Source organism: Aquipseudomonas ullengensis, from assembly GCF_014174475.1.
Classification (GTDB): Bacteria; Pseudomonadota; Gammaproteobacteria; order Pseudomonadales; family Pseudomonadaceae; genus Aquipseudomonas; species Aquipseudomonas ullengensis.
On record NZ_JACJUD010000002.1, the window covers coordinates 48,269 to 66,918 of the forward strand.

Below are 18,650 nucleotides of genomic sequence, written 5' to 3' on the forward strand. Positions count from 1 at the left end.
CTGAGGGTGGGTCCGATGAATTAAAAAGCTGTTCAAAAAGCAGGGCTCTTTGAACAGCTCTCGAATATATGGCAGGGGCGGCTGGATTCGAACCAACGCATGGCAGGATCAAAACCTGCTGCCTTACCGCTTGGCGACGCCCCTGTAGAGTTACCGCAAATGCTTGAATCGATTACGCAACCGCTAGGCGGTTATGGCAGGGGCGGCTGGATTCGAACCAACGCATGGCAGGATCAAAACCTGCTGCCTTACCGCTTGGCGACGCCCCTGTATCTTGCATAACCGAATGCTAGGCATTCCCTTCCGATACTAGTTTTTCGAGCTGCAGATGCACCGGAGATCGGTTGCAACCACGAGCGACGAAACTTGGCAGGGTGGCCGGAAGTTGGCGCGAGACTTTATCAGCATCGCCCTGATTTGGGAAGCTCCCAAATACACAAGCTCCGGTTCCAGTCATCTTTGCGAGAACAAATTTGTTCAGCAAGTTCAAAGCGTTACGCACTTCGGGGTAGCGCTTCTCGACAACTGGTTGGCAGTCATTATGACCACCCCCCTCGGGAAGGCTGCGAACTGTAATGGCCGGGGTATTCCGTGTCAACTCGGGGTCGGCAAAAACTTCGGCGGTGCTGATGGATACCTGGGGTATGGCGACCAAGTACCAGGGCTCCGCCAATTCGACGGCTTGCAGGCGTTCGCCGACGCCCTCGGCGAAGGCGGCGCGACCGCGCACGAACACCGGCACATCGGCGCCCAGGCCGAGGCCCAGCGTGGCCAGCCGTTCTTCGTCCCAGCCCAGCTGCCACAGGTGGTTGAGGCCGAGCAGGGTGGTTGCCGCATCCGAGCTGCCACCGCCGATGCCGCCACCCATGGGCAGGCGCTTTTCCAGCCATATATCGGCACCGAGCGAGCAGCCGCTGGCGTTCTGCAATTGGCGCGCGGCGCGGACGATCAGGTTGCTGTCGTGGGGGACGCCAGAAATCTCGGTGTGCAACTGGATTACGCCGTCCTGTCTCGTAGAGAAGCCCAGCTCGTCGCCATGCTCGAGGAATTGAAACAGGGTCTGCAGCTCGTGATAGCCATCGGCGCGGCGGCCGAGGATGTGCAGCATCAGGTTGAGCTTGGCGGGGGCGGGCAGGGTCAGTTGAGCGTGCGCGGGGATGGAATGGGCTGTCATTGCGATGTGCCGTTATCTGGGAGCGAGCCTGGCGTGAAAGGGCTTCGCGAGCAGAGCTCGCTCCTATAGGTTTTGTCTTGGGGGCTTATTGGCCGAGCTTGCGCGGTTGCCAGTCCTTGATCACCAGGGTCACGTCGAGCTTGTCGCCGTGCAGTTTGATGCGCTCGGGCAGGGAAAAACCGTTCTGCTCGACGTAGCTCAGGTATTCCACGTCCCAGCCATCCTGCTCCAGGCGGGCCAGCTGGCTGTCACCATCGAGGGTGACGCGGCTGCGGCTGTCGGGTGCCGGCAGGCCACGCACCCACCATTGCAGATGCGAAACGGGCAGGCGCCAGCCGAGTTTCTCTTCCAGCAGTGCTTCGGGCGATTCGGCTTCGTAGCGGCCCTGGTTGGCCACTTCCAGCAGGATGGCGCCGGGGCGGCCGGTCAGGCGGGCGGCGCCGCGGCCGAGCGGGCCGGACAGGCGAATGTCGTAGTAGTCCTGGCGTTGCAGCCAGAACAGCGTGCCGCTGCCGGAATCCTTCGGGGCGCGGATGCCGACCTTGCCGCTGATCTGCCAGCCGTCGAGGGTGCTGATCTGTTCCTTGTGCGCCTTCCAGAGCAGTGGATCGCCCTGGCCGCCGATGGATTCGTGGCTGGTCAGGCCGGCGCAGCCGGCGAGCAGGGAAAGCAGACTGATGACAATAAGGTGGCGAAGCATGGATCAGAGCGTCTCGGAACCGGTCAGGCGCAGCAGGGTGCCGCGCAGGATTGTGCTGTCGGGCTGTGCTTCAAGGGCGCTGGCCCAGACCTTGCGGGCCTCGCGCTGCTTGCCTTGAGCCCAGAGGACTTCGCCGAGGTGGGCGGCGACTTCGTGATCGGGGAATTTATCCAGGGCCTGGCGCAGGAAGCGCTCGGCATCGTCGAGGTTGCCCAGGCGGAAGTGGACCCAGCCGAGGCTGTCGAGGGTCGCCGGGTCATCCGGGTTGAGCTGGTGGGCTTTCTCGATCAGCGTGCGCGCTTCCGCATAGCGTGTGGTGCGGTCGGCCAGGGTGTAGCCGAGAGCGTTCAGCGCGGCGGCGTTGTCCGGCTCGCGCTCGATGATGCTGCGCAGATCCTTCTCCAGGCCCGGCAGGTCGCCGCGTTTCTCGGCGAGCATGGCGCGGGTATAGAGCAGGTTGGTGTCGTTGGGGAACTGCACCAGGCCTTGCTGGATGACCTGCCAGGACTGCTCCAGGCGCTCGCGGTTGGCCAGGGCCTCGGACTCCAGCAGGTAGAGCTGGATGGCGTAGTCGGGCTGGCTTTCGCGGGCCTTGCTCAGGCGGTTGCTGGCCTGATCGGCGCGGCCGCTGTCGAGGAGGATTTCGGTCTGGCGCAGTTGGGCGGCGAGGTAGTCGTTGCCGGGGCCGACCAGGGCGTATTCGATCAGCGCGCTGTCCGGGTCTTTACGCTGTTCATAGACATGCCCGAGGTTGAAGTGGGCCGCGTCGACATGGCTGTTGCGCGCGACCAGTTCTTCCAGATAGACCGAGGCCTCGTCCCAGGCCTGGTCTTCCAGGCACACCAGGGCCAGGGAGAAGCGCAGGTCGTCGTCATCCGGGTATTGCTGGACCAGGCCGGCGAATTCGCTCTTGGCATCGTCGAGGCGCTCCAGTTCGACCAACTGGCGGGCATAGGCCAGGCGCAGGCGTTTGTCTTCCGGGTGCTGCTTGATGCCTTTTTCCAGCAGCGGAACGGCTTCCTCGCCACGGTCCAGGCTTTGTAGCAAGCGTGCGCGCAGCAGCAGAGGTGGGATTTCCTGCTCGCTGGCGTCGTGTGCTTCAAGCAGCTCCAGGGCTTCTTGCGGGCGGCCGTCCTGATGCAGCAGCAGGGCCTTGCCGAACAGCAGTTGGCCATTCTCCGGGTATTTCACCAGCAGGCGGTCGAAGCTCTGCAGCAGGCCGGTGCGGGTGTCCGGGTCGGTTTCTGCAGCCGACAGGGCAAGGAAGTCGAAGTGGGTGTCGCCCTGGGCCTGAAGGACTTTTTCCATGTATTGCATGGATTCGTCATAGCGCCCGCTGCGAGCCAGTTGCACGGCGGTGGCACGCTGGGCGTCGAGGTTGTTCGGGGCGTTCTTCGACCAGATCAGTGCGGTGTCCAGGGCGGCCTGCTCGGCGCCGAGGTACTCGGCGATCCGGAAGGCGCGCTCGGCGACGGCCGGATCCTGGGTGGCGTTGGCCTGTTGCACGTAGTTGCCGAGGGCAATGTCGAAGCGGTTGCGTTGCCCGGCCAGTTCGGCGGAGAGCAGGGAATACAGGGTTTCCTCGCTGAACGAGGCGTACACCTTGGGTTCCGCGGGCGCCTGGTTGGCGGCCGTGTCTTCGACTGGCGGGGTGCCGTCCGGCGCAGAGGGCGCCAGGGTCTGGCAGCCTCCAACAAGCAGAAGGGCGGTCAGCAACGCGAACGATTTATTCATGAGGGAAAATGCGACTAACCTGCGGTGCGGTCATCATGACACAAGCGATCTGGCAAGCCCAATGGGCTGGGCCATTCCGGGGCGTGCTGGGCTGTTCGTCTATAGGGGCAATAAACACGCAGAGCCTGTTTACGATCTCGCGAGCTAGAGTCAGGCAAGGCAAAAACAGGTGAGGAAGCGCAGTTTACGAGTGGTAAATGAGCATTCCGAGCCTGTTTTTAACGCTGCATGATCGACGCGCAGCAGATCGTAAGCAGGCTCTGCCAGTTGTTCTCGTTCCGGTGACGTAGGACAATTGCCCGTTATCCCGTCTCCCTTAGCGACCCTGCATGGCTTTCCTCGCCCTCGGTATCAACCACAAGACCGCCTCGGTCGACGTACGCGAGCGCGTGGCATTTACCCCCGAGCAGTTGGTCGAGGCCTTGCAGTTGCTGTGTCGCAGCACACCCAGCCGGGAAGCGGCGATCCTCTCCACCTGCAACCGCAGCGAGCTGTACCTGGAGCAGGATGAACTGGCCGCCGACGATGTACTGCGCTGGCTGGCCGACTATCACCGCCTGAATATCGATGACCTGCGCGCCTGTGCCTACGTGCACCAGGACGATTCCGCCGTACGCCACATGATGCGCGTGGCTTCCGGGCTGGACTCCATGGTGCTCGGCGAGCCGCAGATCCTCGGCCAGATGAAGTCCGCCTACGCCGTGGCGCGCGAGGCCGGTACCGTCGGCCCGCTGCTTGGTCGGCTGTTTCAGGCGACCTTCAGTACCGCCAAGACCGTGCGCACCGACACCGCCATCGGCGAGAACCCGGTGTCGGTGGCCTTTGCCGCCGTCAGCCTGGCCAAGCAGATATTTTCCGACCTGCACCGCAGCCAGGCGTTGCTGATCGGCGCCGGCGAGACCATCAGCCTAGTCGCTCGCCATCTGCACGATCAGGGCGTCAAGCGCATCGTCGTGGCCAATCGCACCCTGGAGCGCGCCAGCCAGCTGGCCGAACAGTTCGGCGCGCATGCCGTGTTGCTGGCTGATATTCCGCAGGAGCTGGTCAACAGCGACATCGTCATCAGCTCCACCGCCAGCCAGTTGCCGATCCTCGGCAAGGGCGCGGTGGAGCGTGCGTTGAAGCAGCGCAAGCACAAGCCGATCTTCATGGTCGACATCGCCGTGCCGCGCGACATTGAGCCGGAAGTCGGCGAGCTGGACGACGTTTACCTGTATACCGTCGATGACCTGCACGAAGTCATCGCCGAGAACCTCAAGAGCCGCCAGGGCGCCGCCCAGGCCGCCGAAGAACTGGTCAGCGCCGGTGCCGACGATTTCATGCAGCGCCTGCGCGCGCTGGCCGCGGTGGATGTGCTCAAGGCCTACCGTCAGCAGGCCGAGCGCCTGCGCGACGAGGAGCTGGCGCGGGCCCAGCGCATGTTGGCCAATGGCACCTCGGCCGATGAAGTACTGGCCCTGCTGGCGCGTGGCCTGACCAATAAGTTGCTGCATGCACCCAGCGTGCAGCTGAAGAAAATCTCCGCCGATGGCCGCTACGATGCACTGGCCGTGGCCCAGGAACTGTTTGCCCTCGACGAGGGCGAGTCGAAGCCATGAAAGCCTCATTGTTGAACAAGCTGGACATCCTCCACGACCGCTACGAGGAGCTCACTGCGCTGCTCGGCGATGGCGAGGTGATCAGCAACCAGACCCAGTTCCGCGCCTATTCCAAGGAATATGCCGAAGTCGAACCGGTGATCCTCACCTACCGCGAGTTCCGCAAGGTGACCGACGACCTGGAGGGCGCCCAGGCGCTGCTCAAGGACAGCGACCCGGACCTGCGCGAGATGGCCGAGGAAGAAGTGGCCGAGGCCAAGGCGCAGCTGGTTGACCTGGAAGACCGCCTGCAGCGCATGCTGCTGCCCAAGGACCCCCGCGACGGCCGCAACGTGTTCCTCGAAGTGCGTGCCGGCACCGGCGGTGACGAGGCGGCGATCTTCTCCGGCGACCTGTTCCGCATGTATTCGCGCTACGCCGAGCGCCAGGGCTGGCGAGTCGAGATTCTTTCGGAGAGCCCGGGCGAGCATGGTGGCTATAAAGAGGTGATTGCCCGCGTCGAGGGTGACAACGTCTACGCCAAACTCAAGTTCGAATCCGGCGCCCACCGCGTACAGCGCGTGCCGGAAACCGAATCCCAAGGCCGTATCCACACTTCGGCCTGCACCGTGGCAGTGTTGCCCGAGCCGGATGAGCAGGCCGTCATCGAGATCAACCCGGCCGACCTGCGCATCGATACCTATCGTGCTTCCGGCGCCGGTGGTCAGCACATCAACAAGACCGACTCGGCAGTGCGCATTACCCACATTCCCTCGGGCATGGTGGTCGAGTGCCAGGAAGAGCGCTCCCAGCACAAGAACAAGGCCCGGGCACTGGCCTGGCTGTCGGCCAAGCTGAATGACCAGCAGGACGCTGCCGCGCACAAGGAAATCTCCGACACGCGCAAACTGCTGGTCGGTTCCGGCGATCGTTCCGAGCGCATCCGCACCTACAACTTCCCCCAGGGCCGGGTCACCGATCACCGCATCAACCTGACCCTGTACTGCCTGGACGACGTGCTGTCCGGTGGCGTGGAAGCGGTGATCGAGCCGCTGCTGGTGGAATACCAGGCCGACCAGTTGGCTGCCCTGGGCGATTGATCGCCCCTCAGCGCAAACCTGTAGGAGCGAGCTTGCTCGCGATGCTCTTCTGTTGTGGTTTGCCCCTGATCGCCAGCAAGCTGGCTCCTACGGAGAAATCCCGTGGTGACGATCCAATCCCTGCTCGATAGCGCCGATCTGCCCGACTCGCCCAGCGCCAGCCTGGATGCCGAGCTGCTGCTGGCTGCCGCCCTGGGCAAACCGCGCAGCTACCTGCGCACCTGGCCGGAGCGTGAGCCGAGCGCCGAGCAGCAGGCACTGTTCAGCGCCATGCTGGTGCGCCGCCGCGCGGGTGAACCGGTGGCCTATATCCTCGGCCAGCAGGGCTTCTGGAGCCTCGATCTGGAAGTCGCCCCGCACACCCTGATTCCCCGCCCGGATACCGAATTACTGGTGGAAACCAGCCTCGAACTGCTGCCGGCCACACCGCTGCGCGTACTCGACCTGGGTACCGGCACCGGCGCCATCGCCCTGGCCCTGGCCAGCGAGCGCGGTGGCTGGCGAGTGACCGGGGTGGATCGGGTCGAAGAGGCCGTGGCCCTGGCCGAGCGCAATCGCCAACGGCTCAAACTGAACAATGCCGCATTCCGCACCAGCAGCTGGTTTTCCGCTCTGGCGGGCGAGCGCTTCAATCTGATCGTCAGCAACCCGCCGTACATCGCGGCAGACGACCGCCACCTGGGCGAGGGCGATGTGCGCTTCGAACCGGCCAGCGCGCTGGTGTCCGGGGCCGATGGGCTGGACGATATCCGCTTGATCATTACCCAGGCCCCCGCGCATCTCGACGCGGCCGGCTGGTTGTTGCTGGAACATGGCTATGATCAGGCCGAAGCCGTACGCGCCCTGTTGTTGGCGGCCGGCTTCTGTGCGGTAGAGAGCCGCCGCGATCTGGGCGGGCATGAACGTATTTCCCTGGGGCAATGGCCGGCATGAGCCTGGAACTCAACGACGACGAACTGCTGCGCTACAGCCGGCAGATCCTCCTGCCGCAGATCGATATCGCCGGTCAGCTGCGCCTCAAGCACAGCCGTGTGCTGATTGTCGGTCTCGGCGGCCTGGGCTCGCCGGTGGCCTTGTACCTGGCCGCAGCCGGCGTCGGTGAACTGCACCTGGCCGACTTCGACACGGTCGACCTGACCAACCTGCAGCGGCAGATCATCCATGACGTAAGCCAGGTCGGCGTGGCCAAGGTCGACTCGGCCATCAGCCGGCTCAGCGCGCTCAATCCGCAGATCCGCCTGGTGTCCCATCGCACGGCACTGGATGTCGACTCGTTGGCGGCGGCGGTGAATGCGGTCGACCTGGTGCTGGACTGCTCCGACAATTTCACCACCCGTGAGGCGGTCAACGCTGCCTGTGTGGCAGCCGGCAAACCGCTGGTGAGTGGCGCAGCGATCCGCTTGGAAGGCCAACTCGCGGTGTTCGATCCGCGGCGTGCCGAGAGTCCCTGCTACCACTGCCTGTATGGCCACGGCAGCGAGGCCGAGCTGACCTGCAGCGAGGCCGGCGTGGTTGGCCCGCTGGTGGGGCTGGTCGGCAGCCTGCAGGCGCTGGAAGCGCTCAAGCTGCTGGCCAATTTCGGTGAACCGCTGGTGGGCCGCTTGCTGTTGATCGACGCGCTCGGCTCGCGCTTTCGCGAGCTGCGGGTCAAGCGTGATCCGGCGTGCAGCGTGTGCGGGGAGCGAGCATGAGCAGTGCGCCGATCGGGGTGTTCGACTCTGGCGTCGGCGGCCTCTCGGTGCTGGGCGAAATCCGCGCGCGACTGCCCGGCGAGTCGCTGCTCTACGTCGCTGACAGTGGCCATGTGCCCTACGGCGAGAAGACCCCGGAATTCATCCGCGCACGCAGCCAGGCCATCGCCGAGTTCCTTCTCGCTCAAGGCGCCAAGGCGCTGGTGCTGGCCTGCAATACCGCCACGGCCTCGGCGGTGGCCGAGTTGCGCGAGCGTTACCCGGCGTTGCCCATCGTCGGCATGGAACCTGCCGTCAAACCGGCCGCAGCGGCTACCCGTAGCGGCGTGGTCGGGGTGCTGGCCACCACCGGTACGCTGAAGAGCGCCAAGTTCGCCGCCTTGCTCGACCGCTTCGCCAACGATGTGCGGGTCATCACCCAGCCGTGCCCGGGGCTGGTGGAACAGATCGAAGCCGGCGAACTGGACAGCCCGCGCACCCGCGCCCTGCTGCAAGGCTTTGTTGCGCCCTTGCTGGACGAAGGCTGCGACACGCTGATCCTCGGTTGCACCCATTACCCCTTCATCAAACCGCTGCTGCGCGAGCTGATTCCGGCTGACGTCAGCCTGGTGGATACCGGTGCGGCGGTGGCCCGGCACCTGCAAAGCCTGCTCGATCAGCACGGCTTGCGCGCGCCACTGGGCGAGGTGCGGCAGACGCGTTTGTGGTCCAGTGGTGACCTGCAGAAAATGCAGCGTGTGCTGCCGGTGTTGTGGGGCGAGCAGGCGCGGGTCGAACCGTTGCGCGAGCCACCAGCCTCAACCGAATTACTTAAGTAGGGTTTTACTCATAGCGATTTTTTCTATACTCGTTTGTACGGTTTCGTCGAATTCCGCTTACGAATACAGGAAGTTGCCATGAAAAAGACGCTTTCTTTGGCTGTAGCTGCAGCCCTTAGCCTCGGTAGCCTGTCCGCTCAGGCCGTTGATTTCACCTTCGCTGCTGGCCAGTCCAGCGACTCCAATGCGGTGTTTCGCCTGGGTGCCCAGTGGGACTGGGACAAGAGCTGGCTGCAGAGCTCCACCGGCCGCCTGACCGGCTACTGGGACGCCGGCTACACCTACTGGGTCGGTGACGAAACCGCCAGCAACAACAGCCTGTCCTTCTCGCCGGTGTTCGTTTACGAATTCGCCGGGGAAACCGTGAAGCCCTACATCGAAGCCGGTATCGGTGTGGCGCTGTTCTCCAGCACCGAGCTGGAGGGCAACGATCTCAGCTCCTCCTTCCAGTTCGAGGACCGCCTCGGCGCCGGCCTGCGCTTCGCCGGGCAGGAAGTGGGTATCCGCGCGATTCACTACTCCAACGCCGGCATCAAGCAACCGAACGATGGGGCCGAGGCCTATACCCTGCACTACCGCCTGAGTTTCTAAGGCGGGCTGCATAAAAAAGCTATGTTCCTGTTACGTGTTGCCAGGGGAGAAACCTTCCCGTCTGCCCAGCACCGAGCTGGATTCCCGCGTAGGCGGGAATCCAGAGGAATCCGGCAGCACCAAAAGCGGCTAGTCATATGACGCAACACGCTATTGGGACATAGCAATAAATAACCGGGCCATGCGCCCGGTTATTTGTGGGTGGCCGCAATCAGCGATAGATAGTGCCCATGCCCTTGCGCTCGTCCAGGCACTCGGGGGAGCCGGTTTCAAATTCACGGCAGATCAGCGGACGTACCTCGTAGATGGTGCAGCGCATGCTGTCGCGATCCAGTGCGGCGCACCAGCCGTCATCCAGGCGCAGCATCACTTCACCGCCCCAGTCATCGGTATCGATGAAACGCTGCGGTACGCCGGTATCGGTGATCAGCATGACCTCCAGCTGGCAGCAGCAGGCGGCGCAGTTGGAGCAGCTGACGGCAGGCTCGACGGGGAGCTGGGTGACGGGGATTTGCTTCATGGGCGCAAGTTTACGGCAGGCACCCGGGGATGTGGTGCTACGGCGACCGACGCAAAGCACTCGATGACGCAGGTCGAGCCATGGCATTGGTCGCAGGAATTTGCCAGGCAGGCTGTTGCTCGACAGAATCTCGCGCCGATTCGGCGCAACGTGCCGGACTGCGGCGGTGAAAGGGGGCTGTAGTTGAACCAACAGAGATTGTCCGTACGCCTGGAACGCGTGGCGGCGCATGTGCCGGCAGGTGCGCGGCTGGCCGATATCGGCTCCGATCACGGCTATCTGCTTGTCGCCTTGCTGACGCGTGGCGTGATCGCGGCGGCGGTGGCCGGCGAGGTGGCCTTGACGCCGTTTCACGCGGCTCAACGCAGCGTGCGCGAAAATGGCCTGAGCCAGCGGATCAGCGTACGCCTGGCCGATGGTCTGGCAGCGATTGAGTCAGCAGACGGAATCACCGCGATCAGCTTCTGCGGCATGGGCGGCGAGACGATCCGCGACATCCTCGACCGCGACAAGGCGCACCTGAGCGGCGGGGAGCGCCTGATCCTGCAGCCCAACGGCGGCGAGCAGCCACTGCGCCAATGGCTGATGGAAAATGGCTACCGCATCCTCGACGAGGAAGTGCTGCGGGAAAACCGCTTCGACTACGAAATTATCGTCGCCGAGCGCAGCGGGCCGGTGAGCTATAGCGCCGAGCAGCTGTACTTCGGCCCGCTGCAGTTGCAGGAGCGCAGCGCCGCATTTATAGCCAAGTGGCAGCGCCTGTTGCGTCTCAAGCGGCAGACCCTGAGCAACTTCACCCGGGCGCGGCAGGCCGTGCCCGAGGAGAAGCTGCAAGCGCTCACGCAACAGGTCAGGTGGATCAGCGAACTGCTGGCGGCAGAAGGCGAGAGGCGCTGAAGGGCTGATTTCCGGTCTGCGCAACGCGCCGGTAACTAACCTGGGCGTATGCTGGTTGAGCGTTAGGGCATGAATATCCGTTACGCCAGTGGGCTAGAGGACTACGTCGCATAACAAGGCGATGTTTGACTAACCGTTGGCCAGTCCGCATTTTTCCGGGAGTAGCCCTTTGCTAAAGGCGTTGTCTGCCAGAAGCAGAGGCTCCAGCCCTTGCCATCGCAGATCGACCCACTTGTATCCATTAAGTCGTGGCAAAACGCGCAGCAAAAAAAGCCAGCCTCACGGCTGGCAATGGGAAATCGATAGCAGGAACACCTCACCAGGATTCCTCAGCACCCATTAAAATTCGCTGCTCTGCGTTCAAGAAACGAGCTGACGCCCTCTTTGAAATCATCACTGCCTAGCAGTGGAGCGAGATCTGGGATCAACCTATCCATCGCGACCTGCTCTCCCTGATTCAGCGAAATGCGTGCGCTGTTCAGGGTCGCGGCCACGCCCAGCGGTGCCTGAAGCGCAATACGTTCGGCTAGTTTCAGCGCTTCATCGAAGTGCTGACCAACTGGGTATACCCCCTGTACGAGCCCCATTCGGTAGGCCTCGTGGGCATCGAACTCATCGCCTGTCAGCAGGTAGCGCATCGTGTTGCCCCAGCCAATATTCTGAGCGAAACGCACTGTGGCGCCGCCTACTGCATACAAGCCCCGCTGGACCTCAATCTGGCCAAAACGACAGTTATCCGCCGCGACTCTTACATCGGCGGCAAGCATTAGCTCCAGCGCCAGGGTGTAGCAGACGCCCTGCGTGGCCACGACGACCGGCTTGCGAACACGACGAGACGGATCAAGGCCAAAGGGATCGCAAGCGCCTTCCGGTAGCGCTGGAAAACCACCTTTGGCGAACTGAACAGCCCACTGCTCCAGCTCCAACCCTGCGGTGAAATGTTTCCCTTCGCCATAGAGCAAGCCACAGCGCAAAGTGGGGTCTGCATCCAGAACCCCATAAGCCACAGCCAATTCAACATAGAGATCAATGTCCATCGCGTTCATCTTTTCAGGACGATTGAACCCGATGCAAAGAACATTGCCGCGCCGCTCAACTTTGACATTATCGACCATCAGAATCCCACCCGCAGCCTAACCGTTACTGTGCAGCCGACAACTTGCAAGGCTCGCCAGATTTTCCGCTCGCCCATGCAATTGCCTGCTCCACCACTCTTGAATAATTGGCATCACTGTAGATTTCAGCGTAGTGCCCCAGCGCGGAATAGAACGCGCGACCTTTGCCCAGGCAATGCTTCCACATCATGGGATGATCCTTACCCATGCTGATGTCCACGCCGACCATCTTGGGTGAATAGCTGGCCTCGTCGATGCTCAGTAGAACCTCGACTCCAGGGCGCGGACTCTTATCGAACGAGTACCACTCATCCGCCATGACCCAGGTGTGTGGCAGGTGGGCCACAATCGGGTCTTCTGGTGCATCGACGGTCAGCGTTGCGGATTGCTTCTGCGGAAACATCGGGTGACCCTTGAACTGCGCCTTGATCACATCGCTCACGTACCACGACCAGGCGTATTCAGGGTCGCCTCCAGAGGCATGCAGGCCTACGTAACCGCCACCGCTCCTGAGGTAACGCTCGAAAGCTTGCCGCTGCGCTTCAGTCAGTACGTCGCCGGACACGTTATTCCAGACGATAACGTCGAACTTGCTCAGGTCAGCGGTATTGTGAATGGCAGCGTTATCGGTTTGATAAATGTGCCAGCCATTCGCCTCCGCAAGCCGAGCAAGTAAATCGTTGGCCGCAGGAATCGCATCCTTGTGAATGAAGCCATTGGTCTTGTCGAAGACCAGAATGGCGGGCGACTCGACATTCACGTTTTGCGGCGCGTCCTGATCATAGACAGGGTCACGGAATAACCCTTGGGCCCGCAGGAAGAAGTAGATCAAGGTGCCGAGCAGGGCCACAACTGCAAGCAATACAAGCAGCGTACGACGGATGATTTTCATAAAAATACCCAGTTGTGAAGTCAGATCCGACCGGCCTTGAACTCAGTCACCGCGTGATCCACTGCCCTCGCCGTCAGCGCCATCAACGTGAGCGATGGGTTTACGCAAGCCACAGAGGTCATGCAGGAGCCATCGGTAACGAAGAGATTGGGAACCTCATGGCTCTGATTCCACTTGTTCAAGAAGGAGTCCTCTCGATTGCGGCCCATACGAGCAGTGCCCATTTCATGAACACTGGCTCCTGGAGGCGTACCGGAGAAGTCCTGGATCATCACAGCACCGGCAGCGGCAAGCATCTGATGGGCTTCGGACACGATGTCCTTGACCATGGCCTTCTCGTTGTCCCTGTAGACGTAATCGAAGCAGGCCAACGGGATGCCGTACGAGTCAGTCAAAGTAGGGTGCAGGAACATCTTGTTCTCATAGTTAGGCAGAACCTCGCCGAAACCGGCCACGTACATGAGCCAGGGGCCGGGGCCTTTCATTGCCTCTTTGAACTTCGCCCCGAAGCCAGGAATCGCGCCGAACTTGGAGTTCCAGCCCAGGCGCTGTGCAGCAGCCTGGTAGCCATAGCCACGCAGGTACGGCTCTTCCTTGTTGTTGAGGTTTTTAAACCGGGGAATGTAGATCTGGTTGGGCCGGTATCCGTATGGGTATTTCTCCAGATAGCCAGGCATCACCCCCAAGGCACCATTACCGTAGGTGTGGTCCATGAGGTAGCGCCCTAGCACGCCACTGGTATTGCCCAAGCCTTCGGGGAAGGTTTCGCTTTTGGAGTTCAGCAGGATCTGCGTACTGCCGATGGTAGAGCCGCAGAGGAAAATCATCTTCGCGGAGAACTTCAGCTTTTCTCGGCTGTTCGCATCGATCACGCGAACCGACGACGCTCGCTTGGTCGCGTGATCGTACTCGATGCTTTCCACGACGCTGTCGCAACGCAACGTCATATTTCCGGTGGCCTGAGCAGCCGGTAGCGTCGAGACGATGCTGTTGAAATACGCTTTGAAGGTGCAACCACGCTCGCACTTGTAGCAGTAGGTGCAGGCCCCACGGTTGTTCTTCGCCTCGGTCTGGACAGCCATTCTCCCCATCGTTACACAACGGGAACCGCCGTAAGTCTCCTTGACCTTCTGGGCAAAAACCTTCTCTACATGGTTCATCTCCATCGGCGGCTGGAACTCACCATCAGGGAGCTGCGCCAGGCCTTCTTTTTGCCCACTGACGCCAATGAATTTCTCTACATAGCTGTACCAGTCCTTCAGATCGTCGTAGCGGATCGGCCAGTCGCAGCCATGGCCATCTTTTTTGTTGGCTTCGAAATCTAGGTCGCTGAACCGATAGACGTGACGCCCCCAGACAAGGGATTTACCACCGAGCACGCCAGGGCGAATCCACACGAAGGGCTTCTCTGGATTGAAAGCGTAAGGGTTCGCTTTGTCGTTGTTGAAGAAGTGGCGCGTGGTTTCGTCGAATGCATAGATTTTGCTTTGAACTGGATACTCGGAGTCATACAGCTCACGCAAAGGTTTACCACCGAATGGAATCTTCCACGGCGGCTGAAACATGCCTTTGTAGTCGACATCGTGCTTGATCTCTTTGCCGCGCTCCAGCACGAGAACCTTGAGACCTTTTTCGCAGAGTTCCTTGGCAGCCCAGCCGCCAGTGATACCCGAGCCGATGACGATTGCATCAAAATCAGTCTGCATAAAACACCATTAAAAAATTGCCATCAGGCGAGTGGCTTATTGGTGCAGCCGGTCGATCACCAGATGTACTGGCGACCGCCGCTGTCTTTTAGATCGGCCTCACCGCTGTATCTGCCCGGTACAGGCAGGTACTGCATTTCGGTGTTGGAAGCCGCTTCAGAGGTGTAGTAACCAACCACCACCAACTCTTTGAGCTTGGTGAAGAAAGGCGCTTCTTGATCGATAGCGCCCTTACCCATCACAGAGGCTGGCGTGATGGGCTGCGGATGAGCCTTCGCGTACTCCATTGCGATGGCCTCGAAGCTCTGCAAGCAAGCCACTTGCTGCGCCTGCTCGCTCTTGATGAACTCGCGGCAAAACGCTTTCAGGCAGTGCTCATCGAGTGCTGCTAGCCCTTCGAGAAAAATGCTTCGCTCACGCGGGGCATACCAGTCAGAGACCACGCTCTCGACAAAGTCAGGGACCTTCGCATCCACCGCGCCAGGCGTATCTGTGCGAGGGATGATCAGGTCCGATAGGACCGAGCAAAGCCGGGCCTGATGAGAGTTGAGTGGAAAGGAAAGCAGTTGCTTATCGCCCCCCGCCAACGCATTGACCAACCCGCTGGAGGTAAGGCCACCGAGTAGCACGCATGTATTTGCCAGAAACTGCCGACGTAGCATTTTGAGATCCCCAGTACGGTTTGAAATTGAGAGGAAAGGAGTGCGTTAACGCACTCCGGCCTGCCTCAAACGTGCGGGGGTGAACTCTTTCAGATCAGGCTTCACGTCGAAGTTAACTGGCGTTTCTTCCTGGGCAAGAGCATTGATCGTGTAGCGGCCAGAGATGAGGTCGTACTGCGCCTCACCTGAGGTCCAGATGATCTGATGGTCGTAGTAGTTGATGATGTAGGTTTCTGCGAGGCGCCACAGGGCACCTCGGCTATCACGACTTTCGGCGACAAGAATCTGGTAGGAGTCCTCGTCGAAGTAGAAGTCACGCTGCGAATAGATGTGCCGCACACCCGGCTTCAACTTGGCCCGTACATGCCAAACACGGTGCAGTTCGTAACGGGTGAGATCCGGGTTGATGTGGGTCTTCTGGATGATGTCCTTGTAGGTATTGGTACGCGAGGCGAACCGATAGCTGTTGTACGGAACGTACATCTCTTTCTTACCCATGATCTCCCAAGTGAAGCGATCCGGGGCACCGTTGAACATGTCCACATCGTCCACCGTCATGAGACCGCCGGCGGTCGGGGTGTCATAACCGACCGTGGGGGATCGCCGAACTCGACGCTGCCCCGGTGTGTATGCCCAAGACTGGCGTGGAGCGATCGTCTGGTTGACGGTGTCCTGAATCAGTCGAACCCCACCCGCATCACGCGGCGGTGCCAGCGTTTCCTGAAGGTAGTAGAAGAGCATGTTGCCTTCTTGGGAGCCGTCATTGCGGAAGTCGCGGTTGTACAGGTAGATGTCGCGGTTCTTGCCGATGGTGTAGCTACCACCAGCCTGGATATTGGCCCCGGCATTGGTCCGCTGGACCGCATTGCCACGGTAGCGCAGCAGGTGATTCCAGATGAGCTCCAAACCAGATTTAGGCAGAGGGAACGGAGTGGCAACCTTCGCTTCCGTTATGCCGTTGCCATCTTCGGTCAGCTTGGTCTGCTCAGCGTTTACCTTGGCCGCGTCATAGACAAACTGCGGAAAGGACGCGGACCGGTGAGTTGGATAGATGTTCATCTTCCAGGTATCGGGGTGCCGGCGCAGCATGGCCAGTTGGCCCTCGCTAATCTTGTCCTTGTAGCTCTCTGCGTTGGCTGCGGTGATAGTCAGCAGGGGTTTGTCTGCTGCATAGGGATCCTTGTAGCCCGTTGCCGGGTCGAAGGCATCCTTGGTCATTGGCAGGCCACCATCCCAGGCCGGAATCGAGCCGTCGGCATTACCGGCCTTTTCAGCTCCGACCGGAGTGAGATCTTGGCCCAGACGGGATACATCAGAAGCCGCCAGTACATGACCACACGAGATCAACGCCAGTGCAGCAACAAGATGAGTCTTATAGAAAGCAGTCATTACTACACCCTCAGAAACTGTACTTGACGTTGAAACTCAGGAAGTCGCGGTCGCGGTTGTAGCGCCCACCGCCATGGAACGCGGTGTAGCTGACGCCGGCACCGACCACCTCCTTGTAAGTGGCATCCACCTTCGCGGTGTAGGCCCGCTCGCCTTCGTTGTTGGCGCCGTTGCGCCCGTTGATGGCGCTGTACACGCTGACACCGGGAGAAACGGTGAACTGTCCCAGGATGTCGTTGTAGGTCAGCGAAGCAGAGGTGGTGGCACCCCAGGAGCTGTTGGTCATGCCGCCGGGAAAATCGGGGTTATCAAATGTCTGTGCAGGCAGGCTTCCGTAGATGCGGTTGGCACTCGCCTCGGCGACGATGCTTCCCAGGTCCGCACCCAGCACGCCGCTGGGGAGCAGGTAGATGGCGGAAAGAGTGGCTTGCGCCCGATCCCTTTCGACATAGCCAGGGATGTAAGTCCCCTCAGGCAACCCGCCCACCACTGCCGGAGAAATCACGGCGCGAGAGGTGTACTTGCCGACAATGGAGTCAGGGCGATAACTCAGTTCACCTGCAACGGCCAAACCATCCAGCAGCCCACCATTAATAGTGCTGTTGAAGCTGAAGCCATAGAGATCTCGCTTGCCCAGATACTCCGCAAAGTAGGTGGCTCGATTGGCAAACGGAATGGGGCCTACACCAGGCACCGCCACGGTGGCACCTGCCGTGGCGCTGACTACCGGTGTCTGCGTGCTGTAGCGAAGGTAATAGAGCCCGAAGTCCGTCTGGTTCAACTCCGGAGCCATCCAACGCAAGCTCAATCCGTATTGAGCATCGTCATCAGGCTCAACATCGTGTGCGCGTGGAACAAAGGTCGTCATGAGCAGGGATTCAGCGAGCGGGCGTATGGGGGCCGGCACACTATTGAGATAGGCGCGCACTTCGTCTGGGCTATCGAATGCAGTCGCGCTTCCCAGCAGACCGGTGATCGACTCCTGAATGGCCGCGACAGGCAGATAGTCGCAGTCATCGTCGCCGATCACGTCGGAGGTCGAAAAGAAGGTCCCGCAGGCATCGAGTTTCGCGGCTTCCCAGGAAGAGCCCGGTTGCCAGTAGCCCTCAAGCGCCACATTCTCGGTCAGCTCGAAGGAGAACGACCCCATCAGGGTTGGCAGGAAGGCTTCCTTGATTTCCGACCCTGGAGCACGAAGAGCGCTCACGTCATAGGGGTTGGTTGCCGAAATGCCGCCTTGGGCGAACATCGACTCACCCCAGTTGATCACTTGGCGGCCTAAGCGCGCGGTGAACCGGCGATCGCCGATATCCCAGCCGCCATAGACAAACGCATCGAGCAGCTCCGCACCGGAGCCGGCAAGATCCTCACCATCGTTACTGATCTCACGATGACGACGAGGGTCATCCTTCAATTCGAAATCATAGAAGGCTCGACCACGCATGAAGACGCCGTAATCGTCCTGAAAGCGGAGGTTCAGGTCAGACACGACCTTCGCCACTTCCGACACCAGATCGCCTTTGCGGAAGTTCAGGTCGCCATCGTCGGAAACGATTGGGCCATTGTCGAGACTACCGCCATTGGAGCTGGCAATCAGCTTCTTGGATGGCGCCTGCGTGCGATAGGTGGCACCGTACGAGACGGTCGTGTCGAGAGAGCCAGACAGTGTTTCACCTTCAAACTGAAAGGCGAATGCCGACCCGCACGGAACCAAGCTTAGAGCCAGGGCACCAAGAGCCAGGCGGGGCCGGGAGTAGCCATAGATAGCCGCACGAACAGCACGGCGTAGCGTGGGTGATTTTTGCATCCTGTGTCTCACTTGTTTTTATTGTTGAGCGCAACCCCACTTGCTAACGGCGGCAAGACGGTCATTGCAGACGCACACGTTCAGACAGCATGAGCCCACGGTGCAGGTCGGACTCACGGGTCGGTTGAACACTACGTCTCAGGTATGCCTGCTCGCATTAACCTCAAAGCACCAAATTCGATAACAATATGTATCTAACTGTTTTTATTAGATTTATATAATTTCTAAGTCGATATACACGCAACCGTAGTCCTTTGCTTCATATCGTTAGTGCTTT

General features: G+C 60.8%; 17 protein-coding genes and 2 tRNA genes. 7 read left to right on the forward strand and 12 right to left on the reverse strand.

Features of this window, described 5'->3' with window-relative positions:
- Positions 1 to 69 precede the first annotated feature (69 nt).
- The 5 genes from H3H51_RS05685 to H3H51_RS05705 all read right to left on the reverse strand — a co-directional run bounded on the left by H3H51_RS05685 (position 70) and on the right by H3H51_RS05705 (position 3,608).
- Positions 70 to 144: transfer RNA gene (locus H3H51_RS05685), tRNA-Gln, on the reverse strand.
- A 50-nt stretch (positions 145 to 194) separates the two neighbouring features.
- Positions 195 to 269, reverse strand: a tRNA-Gln gene (locus tag H3H51_RS05690).
- A 20-nt stretch (positions 270 to 289) separates the two neighbouring features.
- Entirely contained in the window at positions 290 to 1,174 is an 885-nt protein-coding gene (gene ispE, locus H3H51_RS05695) for a 4-(cytidine 5'-diphospho)-2-C-methyl-D-erythritol kinase (protein WP_183088081.1), read from the reverse strand.
- 85 nt (positions 1,175 to 1,259) lie between these two features.
- On the reverse strand, positions 1,260 to 1,874 hold the full coding sequence (lolB, locus tag H3H51_RS05700) for a lipoprotein insertase outer membrane protein LolB (protein WP_183088082.1): 615 nt from the start codon (positions 1,872 to 1,874) through the stop codon (positions 1,260 to 1,262).
- A gap of 3 nt (positions 1,875 to 1,877) precedes the next feature.
- A complete protein-coding gene (locus tag H3H51_RS05705) occupies positions 1,878 to 3,608 on the reverse strand; it encodes a tetratricopeptide repeat protein (RefSeq protein WP_183088083.1) in 1,731 nt (576 codons plus the stop codon).
- 329 nt (positions 3,609 to 3,937) lie between these two features.
- Between H3H51_RS05705 and hemA the strand changes: the two genes are divergently transcribed.
- The 6 genes from hemA (at position 3,938) to H3H51_RS05735 (ending at position 9,385) form a co-directional block, all read left to right on the forward strand.
- Complete coding sequence (hemA, locus tag H3H51_RS05710) at positions 3,938 to 5,206, forward strand: glutamyl-tRNA reductase (protein ID WP_183088084.1); 1,269 nt, start codon at positions 3,938 to 3,940, stop codon at positions 5,204 to 5,206.
- The gene (gene prfA / locus H3H51_RS05715; protein WP_183088085.1) at positions 5,203 to 6,285 is read left to right on the forward strand and encodes a peptide chain release factor 1; all 1,083 of its coding nucleotides are present in this window, start codon (positions 5,203 to 5,205) and stop codon (positions 6,283 to 6,285) included. Before hemA ends, prfA begins: the two co-directional genes overlap by 4 nt.
- 102 nt (positions 6,286 to 6,387) lie before the next feature.
- Positions 6,388 to 7,218: a peptide chain release factor N(5)-glutamine methyltransferase gene (gene prmC, locus H3H51_RS05720; protein ID WP_183088086.1), complete on the forward strand. Its 831-nt coding sequence runs from the start codon at positions 6,388 to 6,390 to the stop codon at positions 7,216 to 7,218.
- Positions 7,215 to 7,976, forward strand: coding sequence for a molybdopterin-synthase adenylyltransferase MoeB (locus H3H51_RS05725; RefSeq protein ID WP_183088087.1), 762 nt, complete (start codon positions 7,215 to 7,217; stop codon positions 7,974 to 7,976). The genes prmC and H3H51_RS05725 overlap by 4 nt, the downstream gene beginning before the upstream one ends.
- Positions 7,973 to 8,794: a glutamate racemase gene (gene murI, locus H3H51_RS05730; RefSeq protein ID WP_183088088.1), complete on the forward strand. Its 822-nt coding sequence runs from the start codon at positions 7,973 to 7,975 to the stop codon at positions 8,792 to 8,794. Before H3H51_RS05725 ends, murI begins: the two co-directional genes overlap by 4 nt.
- Before the next feature lie 78 nt (positions 8,795 to 8,872).
- Positions 8,873 to 9,385: an acyloxyacyl hydrolase gene (locus tag H3H51_RS05735; RefSeq protein ID WP_183088089.1), complete on the forward strand. Its 513-nt coding sequence runs from the start codon at positions 8,873 to 8,875 to the stop codon at positions 9,383 to 9,385.
- A 211-nt stretch (positions 9,386 to 9,596) separates the two neighbouring features.
- On the opposite strand, the gene H3H51_RS05740 is transcribed toward H3H51_RS05735, so the two are convergent.
- Entirely contained in the window at positions 9,597 to 9,905 is a 309-nt protein-coding gene (locus H3H51_RS05740; protein WP_183088090.1) for a YkgJ family cysteine cluster protein, read from the reverse strand.
- Between the two features lie 183 nt (positions 9,906 to 10,088).
- Here H3H51_RS05740 and H3H51_RS05745 point away from each other — a divergent pair, with 183 nt between their 5' ends.
- On the forward strand, positions 10,089 to 10,802 hold the full coding sequence (locus H3H51_RS05745) for a tRNA (adenine(22)-N(1))-methyltransferase (protein ID WP_183088091.1): 714 nt from the start codon (positions 10,089 to 10,091) through the stop codon (positions 10,800 to 10,802).
- A gap of 329 nt (positions 10,803 to 11,131) precedes the next feature.
- On the opposite strand, the gene H3H51_RS05750 is transcribed toward H3H51_RS05745, so the two are convergent.
- From H3H51_RS05750 to H3H51_RS05775, 6 genes are read right to left on the reverse strand one after another with little or no spacing between them, the layout of a single operon-like run.
- Positions 11,132 to 11,917, reverse strand: coding sequence for a crotonase/enoyl-CoA hydratase family protein (locus H3H51_RS05750; protein WP_183088092.1), 786 nt, complete (start codon positions 11,915 to 11,917; stop codon positions 11,132 to 11,134).
- Between the two features lie 25 nt (positions 11,918 to 11,942).
- On the reverse strand, positions 11,943 to 12,809 hold the full coding sequence (locus H3H51_RS05755; protein WP_183088093.1) for a ThuA domain-containing protein: 867 nt from the start codon (positions 12,807 to 12,809) through the stop codon (positions 11,943 to 11,945).
- A gap of 20 nt (positions 12,810 to 12,829) precedes the next feature.
- Complete coding sequence (locus H3H51_RS05760) at positions 12,830 to 14,515, reverse strand: GMC oxidoreductase (RefSeq protein ID WP_183088094.1); 1,686 nt, start codon at positions 14,513 to 14,515, stop codon at positions 12,830 to 12,832.
- 56 nt (positions 14,516 to 14,571) lie between these two features.
- Entirely contained in the window at positions 14,572 to 15,177 is a 606-nt protein-coding gene (locus H3H51_RS05765) for a gluconate 2-dehydrogenase subunit 3 family protein (protein ID WP_183088095.1), read from the reverse strand.
- A gap of 45 nt (positions 15,178 to 15,222) precedes the next feature.
- On the reverse strand, positions 15,223 to 16,566 hold the full coding sequence (locus H3H51_RS05770; protein WP_183088096.1) for a DUF1329 domain-containing protein: 1,344 nt from the start codon (positions 16,564 to 16,566) through the stop codon (positions 15,223 to 15,225).
- A gap of 10 nt (positions 16,567 to 16,576) precedes the next feature.
- Positions 16,577 to 18,373, reverse strand: a complete 1,797-nt coding sequence (locus tag H3H51_RS05775; protein ID WP_183088097.1) for a DUF1302 domain-containing protein — start codon at positions 18,371 to 18,373, stop codon at positions 16,577 to 16,579.
- Positions 18,374 to 18,650: the final 277 nt, after the last annotated feature.